This window comes from Halomonas sp. AOP43-A1-21 (assembly GCF_052376775.1).
Taxonomy (GTDB): domain Bacteria; phylum Pseudomonadota; class Gammaproteobacteria; order Pseudomonadales; family Halomonadaceae; genus Vreelandella; species Vreelandella colorata.
Genome location: NZ_JBQSWC010000022.1, coordinates 73024 through 79504, shown reverse-complemented (window position 1 = coordinate 79504; position 6481 = coordinate 73024). Strand labels below are relative to the sequence as shown.

Here is a 6481-nt window from a genome sequence, read left to right as displayed (position 1 = left end):
CTAGTCGCTTATAAATAACCCAGGTTAATAAAGGCGCCTTATTTTATTCTTTATAGAATGAAATAAGGCGTTTTTTATGAGCTGATTTAACTATCAACTAGTTAGCTGTTAACTTTCATTCAAGTTTTAAGAATGACCGTTTTCAGACTGTGTTATCTCTCATTCATTAACTAACTTCTAAAGAGTAAGGCAATCCAAGGAGGATATCACATGAAGCGGACAATTCTAGCCATTGCCATTGGTGCGATCTGTACAGGCGTCTCAGCAGGCGTTTTAGCCAATAATGATACGTCTGGTTCCAGTAGCGGTGGTCAAATGACCCAGAACCAGGATGCAGGTCAGCAACAGAGTACTGATACGCTCAATAGCCAAGGGCAAAGTAATCCAGAGCCTCGTACCGGTACTCAGGGGCCACAACGCGATTTAGGCGACGGTGATCTGGATATGCAGGATAGAGAAAATCCTGATAGTCAGGAAGAGCAAGGCGAGCCCAGAAGTTCCCAAGATCAGCTGGGTGCAGATAGCACTGGAGGAGACAGCACTGGAGGAGATAGCGCTGGCGGTGCAGACGCAGGCAGTCCGGGCAGTGGTGATACCGGTGGCACAGGTACTGGGAGTACCGGTGGTGGTGACACTGGCGGCACAGGCACGGGTGGTACCGGTGGCGGTAACACAGGCGGATCAGGCACAGGTAGTACCGGTGGTACAGGCGGTGGTACCGGTTCAGGCAACAGTGCCTCGCAATAATATAAAGTGTAATTTTAACGCTCTACTTCGCCTAAGTAGGCGGGGTAGAGCGTTTACTCTTTAAGGGATGCGTTTAAATATAGAGATGGTTAATTAATAATTATTAACTTTTGTCATAATTTCACTTCAGCTTTGATCTAAAACGCTTATCTCTACTAGCCTTTTTAAGTGTAAGCCAACCCAAGGAGAGACATTATGAAACGGACAACACTAGCAATTGTAATTGGCGCCATTTGTACAGGACTATCAGGTGGCGTTCTCGCGCAGGATAATAACCAGAATGACACGGATGCTTCTGAGCGCATGACCCAACAGCAAGATGCTACGGCGCAAACTCAACAGCAAGGTTCGGCAAGTGAGCGAAACGCTGACGCCCAATCTAGCGATGAAACCATGGATGTTCAGGTCGACCAGGAACCCGCAGAAGTGAAGGTGCAGCAAGAGTCCCCTGACATTAAAGTAGAGCAGTCTCAGCCCGAAGTGACGATTGAGCAGCCCGAACCTGAAGTGACTATTGAACAGCCCGAGCCGAACGTAACGGTTGAAGAGGCTGAGCCCAATGTTACCGTTGAGCAAGGCGGCGAGCCTGACGTTAATGTCGAGCAAGCTGACGATGCTCAGGTCGACGTTAATAACGACGACGAGCAGGAACGCCAGCGCGCCGATCAGGATAACCAGGGCCAGAACGATTCGTTAATGAATTTACAGGTTAGTGACTTAGAGGGCATGGCCGTCGTTAACCAGGAAGGCGAAGAGATTGGTGATATTCAGCATATCGCTCAGCATAATGATTCAGGCGACCTGTACGCCATTATCTCGGTAGGTGGTATCTGGGGCTTTGGTGCAACAGACATTGCTCTGCCTGTTGACGAAATGCAGTTCGAGAACGATCAACTGGTGATGAATACCGATTATGGCAGCGATCAGATCGAAGAATCCTCTGAAGATTACAATGAGGACAGCTATACGCAGGTCGATAGCGAGATGACTCTATCGGAAGCGCAACAGCAGCAGTAATAGGATTGAAAACAGCCGAGCATTTCTGAATGCTGCTGGGAGGGCAAGGCGTTTACGCCTTGCCCTTTTTTATATTCATTCTTGCTGGGTGACTATACCATCGGCATCGCGACGTCTTTTTCTATATAGGGTCTATAGGCACTGCCCAAAACTGTGCAATTGGGTAAGATGGTGCTTCATTTTCTGACGGCGATTTGGCATGCAGCCCAACCCCATAACTTCCTCATTAACATTTGCGCGCCAGCGCATAGGGGTATTGCTGCTGCCTGGGTTTTCAATGCTTTCGCACGCCAGCGCCGTTGAGCCACTACTTATGGCCAATCAATTGAGCGGGCAGGTGCTTTATCAGGTATTTACGCTAAGTAATGATGAGCAGCCTGTACGAAGCAGCGCCCAACTCACCTGCAATGCTGACTACACTCTCAAGCAGTCGCCGCCTAATTTGGATATGATTCTAATCTGTGCTCCCTCTCCGCTACCTTATGCACTCCCGGCGAACCTAGTGGAATGGCTGCGTCAGCAGCATGGGCGCACACTATTGGGAGGCTTGGCCGGTGGGGCGGAGGTACTGGCGCGTGCGGGGTTGCTAGAAGGCTACCGAGCGACCTTGCCCTGGCAGCGTTTTGCGGCATTTTCCCAAGCCTATCCTCAAGTAACGCTCTCACAGCAGCTGTTTGAAATCGACCGCAACCGGCTTACCTGTGCCAGTGGCACGGCCGCGCTGGATATGATGTTGACCGTTGTACGCCAGCAGCAAAGTGACCACTTGGTTGAACAGGTATCTGAGCACTTTATGTGCGAGCGTATTCGCATGGCCGATGAGCGCCAGCATGTGCCGCTGCGTCATCGCCTGGGCCATGCTCCACAAAGCCTGGTCGATGCGGTTACCCTGATGGAAGCCAATATTGAAGAGCCGCTTTCCACTCTGGAGCTTTCGGAACATTTAGGGATTTCTCGCCGCCAGCTTGAGCGGCTATTCAAAAAGCACCTTCAGGCAGTGCCCAGCCGTTATTACCTTAACTTGCGCTTGCAGGAAGCGCGTAAGCAGCTGCGCGAGAGTGATCGCCCTGCAGGCGATATCGCCTTTGCGACAGGGTTTTCCTCGGCTGCACATTTTTCAACGGCTTACCGTAATCATTTTGGGTTAACCCCGCGGGAAGAGCGTTTGGGCTAATGCTTGCTCACAGCGCACAATCTGCAGCACTGAAATAACGCCAGACATCCTAATCACAAACAACCTGAAGTATGTGCAGGTTTTCATAATTTACCGTCCCATTACTGAAAGCGGGCGACCTCGTTAGCCCCGTATACTGATTCGACTGATTATTTCTATTGGAGAGTTTGCCCCATGAGCACGATCCCGACTCGGCAGGATTTTGATCACTACATGACCCCCAACTATGCACCGCAGCAGATTATCCCGGTGCGCGGAGAAGGTAGCCGATTATGGGATCAGCAGGGGCGTGAATATATCGACTTTGCGGGCGGTATTGCGGTGAACTCGCTGGGTCATTGCCACCCTGTATTGGTTAACGCGCTGAAAGAACAGGGCGAAAAGCTCTGGCACCTTTCCAATATCTATACCAATGAGCCTGCGCTTAAGCTGGCCAAAAAGCTGGCCGAATGCACTTTTGCCGACAAGGTGTACCTGTGCTCTTCTGGCGGCGAAGCCAACGAAGCGGCGCTTAAGCTGGCACGCCGTTACGCTGTAGATAATTATGGTGAACAGAAAGACAAGATCATTTCATTCAACCAGTCTTTCCATGGCCGCACGCTGTTTACCGTGAGCGTGGGTGGCCAGCCCAAGTATTCCCAGGGTTTTGGCCCGGTGCCTGGCGGCATTTTGCACGCTGAGTTTAATGATCTGGAAAGTGTGCGTGCGTTAATGGGCGATGACACCTGCGCGGTGATGGTCGAACCCATGCAGGGCGAGGGCGGCATTTTGCCCGCCACTCCAGAATTTTTGAAAGGCCTGCGCGAGCTGTGCGATCAGCACAATGCTCTGCTGGTGTTTGATGAGGTTCAAACCGGCGTTGGCCGCTGCGGTACGCTTTATGCCTACGAGCGTTATGGCGTGACGCCGGATATTCTTACCAGCGCCAAATCGCTGGGTGGCGGCTTCCCCGTCGGCGCAATGCTGGCAACCGATAACGTCGCCAAATCCCTCGCCTTTGGAACCCATGGTTCTACCTATGGCGGTAACGCCCTGGGTTCAGCGATTGCGCTGGCTGCTCTGGAGTTTATTGATACGCCTGACGTGCTGGAAGGCGTGCAAAAGCGCCATGATCTTTTCCGTGAGCATCTGGAAACCATTAATCGCAAGCACGGCGTATTTAAAGAGATTCGCGGTATGGGGCTGCTGATGGGCGCCCAGATGTCGGATGCCTATGAGGGCCGTGCCAAGGACATTCTGCCGCTGGCAATCGAAGAAGGCGTAATGGCGCTGATCGCAGGCCCTAACGTGCTTCGCTTGGCGCCCTCACTGGTAGTGCCAGAAGCAGACATCGCTGAAGGCATGGCCCGCCTGGAGCGTGCGATTGAGCGTCTTGTTGCCAACGCATGAATTCGCCCACGGCGACATCGAGAGAGGGAGCGTCAAAGATGCTGGTCATTCGTCCGGTAAAAATGGCGGATTTAGAAGCGCTGGTCATGTTGGCAGAGCACGCGACTCCCAAGCTCACCAACTTACCTGCTAATCGTGAACGTCTGGAGGAGCGCATTACGCGCTCCCTGGAGTCGTTTAACGACGAGATCGAATTTCCGGGTAACGAGCACTACACCTTCGTTCTGGAAAACAGCGCGCAGGTGGATAAAGCGGGTAATGGGGAAGTGCTCGGAACCGCTACCATTCGTGCCCAGGCGGGCGCCAGTGAAGCCTATTATACCTATCGTCAGGAAACGCTGATCCACGCCTCGCAGCAGCTAAACGTACGCCGCGAAGTACAAACCCTGGCGCTTTCCCATGAAGTGTCTGACGCCACGCTGCTTTGCGCCTACTCGTTAAATCCGCGCTATAAAGGTACCAGCGCGGAAAGCCTGCTTCGCCGTGCCCGGCTGATGTTTATTGCCCAGTACCCCGAGCGTTTTTCGCGCATATTGGCCGTGGCGTTTCCCGGGTACCTGGATGCCCAGAACGAATCACCTTTTTGGGAAAGCGTGGGCCATCACTTTTTTGCCCGCAGTTTTCACGATATCAATCATATTGCGGGAGTGCGCTCCAAAAGCTTTATTGCCGAGGTAATGCCGCAGTTTCCGCTGTATCTGCCACTGCTTACTCCACCAGCCCGGGCCGCGATTGGCCGGGAGCATCCCGCCCACGAGGACGCCTTGCAAGAAATGCTGGCGGAAGGGTTTGTGCGCTCGCGCCATGTGGATATTTTCGATGCAGGCCCGATTGTCAAAGCCGAGCGTGAGCGTCTCGCCACCTTTTACCGGGCCGCCTGGCATCCGGTGCGAATTCGCCCGGAAAGCGCCTTGCCCGATGCAGAGCCTGCCTTGATTGCCAATCAGGCGCTGGATAACTTCCGCTGTATTGTGACGCGCTACGCGCTTTCGCCCACTGGCCAGCTGATGCTTTCAGAAGCGGATGCCAAACGTCTCGGCGTGGAAGAAGGCCGGGCTGTATTTGCCGCGCCGCTCACGCTTCCCGCGGCGGTGGATGCCTTTGATGAAGGAGAACTATGATGCGCATTCGACCGATTGCCCGGGCTGACGCCGATGGGCTGCTGGCGCTTGCGCAGCAGGCGGGGGTGGGGTTTACCTCGTTGCCTAGCAATCGCGAGTTTCTCGCCGGCAAAATTGAGTCCTCCGTTCGCGCATTCGAAGAGCGCACGCCCGTTAACGACCGGCTTTACTTCTTCGTATTGGAAGATGAAGACAATGGCGAGCTGGCCGGCTGCTGTGCGATTGAAGGTCAGGTAGGCCGTGAAGTGCCTTTCTATAACTATCGGCTGGGCACCCTGGCTCATTCATCGGTACAGCTGGATTTGCACCGCACCATCGATACGCTGTTTCTAAGTTCTGACCATACCGGGGATGCCGAAGTCTGCTCGCTGTTTTTGCGCCCGGAATACCGCGGTGAGGCAAACAAGCATCTGCGCAACGGTGCGCTGCTCTCCAAAGCCCGCTGGCTGTTTATTGCTCAGTTTCGTGACCGCTTCCCCGAAAAAGTGCTCGCGGAAATGCGTGGCGTGTTCGATGAGCAGAACCGTAGTCCCTTCTGGGAAAGCCTGGGCAAGCATTTCTTCCCCATGGACTTTAATGAAGCCGACCGGCTCACGGGGCTGGGGCAGAAAAGCTTTATCGGCGAATTGATGCCGCGCTTTCCCATTTACACCACCTTTATGGCCGAGGAGGCGCGCGCGTGTATTGGCCAAGTGCATCGTCATACAAGGCCCGCACTTGAAATGCTCAAAAAAGAGGGGCTGCGCTGGGAAGGCTACATCGATATTTTCGATGGCGGCCCGACGGTTGAAGCCTATATCGATGACGTGCGGGCTGTGCGCAATTCACAGCTTTATCAAGTTGAAATAGCCGCTGATGCCTCTGAGGAGAGCGTTAGCCGCTGGCTGGCCGCGACCACAAGCATGCAGTCCTTTACTGCCGCATGGATAGGCCGTGCGCCCACGCGTGACACGATTGTTTTAAGCAGCACAGAAGCGCAGCGTCTTGGGGTTACCTCAGGCGATACCGTTCGGCTTCTGGAAACCTAACAGAC

At 53.6% G+C, this 6481-nt stretch carries 6 protein-coding genes; all 6 read left to right on the top strand.

Annotated elements, in window-relative coordinates:
- Positions 1-210 precede the first annotated feature (210 nt).
- The 6 genes from ACT3R7_RS13345 to astA all read left to right on the top strand — a co-directional run bounded on the left by ACT3R7_RS13345 (position 211) and on the right by astA (position 6476).
- Positions 211-747 carry a hypothetical protein gene (locus tag ACT3R7_RS13345; protein WP_193091206.1) on the top strand — a complete coding sequence of 179 codons (537 nt, stop codon included), beginning with the start codon at positions 211-213 and terminating at the stop codon, positions 745-747.
- A gap of 195 nt (positions 748-942) precedes the next feature.
- Positions 943-1764 carry a PRC-barrel domain-containing protein gene (locus ACT3R7_RS13340; RefSeq protein WP_193091207.1) on the top strand — a complete coding sequence of 274 codons (822 nt, stop codon included), beginning with the start codon at positions 943-945 and terminating at the stop codon, positions 1762-1764.
- Between the two features lie 199 nt (positions 1765-1963).
- The gene (locus tag ACT3R7_RS13335) at positions 1964-2938 is read left to right on the top strand and encodes a GlxA family transcriptional regulator (protein ID WP_192536862.1); all 975 of its coding nucleotides are present in this window, start codon (positions 1964-1966) and stop codon (positions 2936-2938) included.
- A 174-nt stretch (positions 2939-3112) separates the two neighbouring features.
- Positions 3113-4327: an aspartate aminotransferase family protein gene (locus ACT3R7_RS13330; protein ID WP_193091208.1), complete on the top strand. Its 1215-nt coding sequence runs from the start codon at positions 3113-3115 to the stop codon at positions 4325-4327.
- Between the two features lie 38 nt (positions 4328-4365).
- Entirely contained in the window at positions 4366-5448 is a 1083-nt protein-coding gene (locus ACT3R7_RS13325; RefSeq protein ID WP_193091209.1) for an arginine N-succinyltransferase, read from the top strand.
- Complete coding sequence (gene astA / locus ACT3R7_RS13320) at positions 5448-6476, top strand: arginine N-succinyltransferase (RefSeq protein WP_193091210.1); 1029 nt, start codon at positions 5448-5450, stop codon at positions 6474-6476. Before ACT3R7_RS13325 ends, astA begins: the two co-directional genes overlap by 1 nt.
- Positions 6477-6481 lie beyond the last annotated feature (5 nt).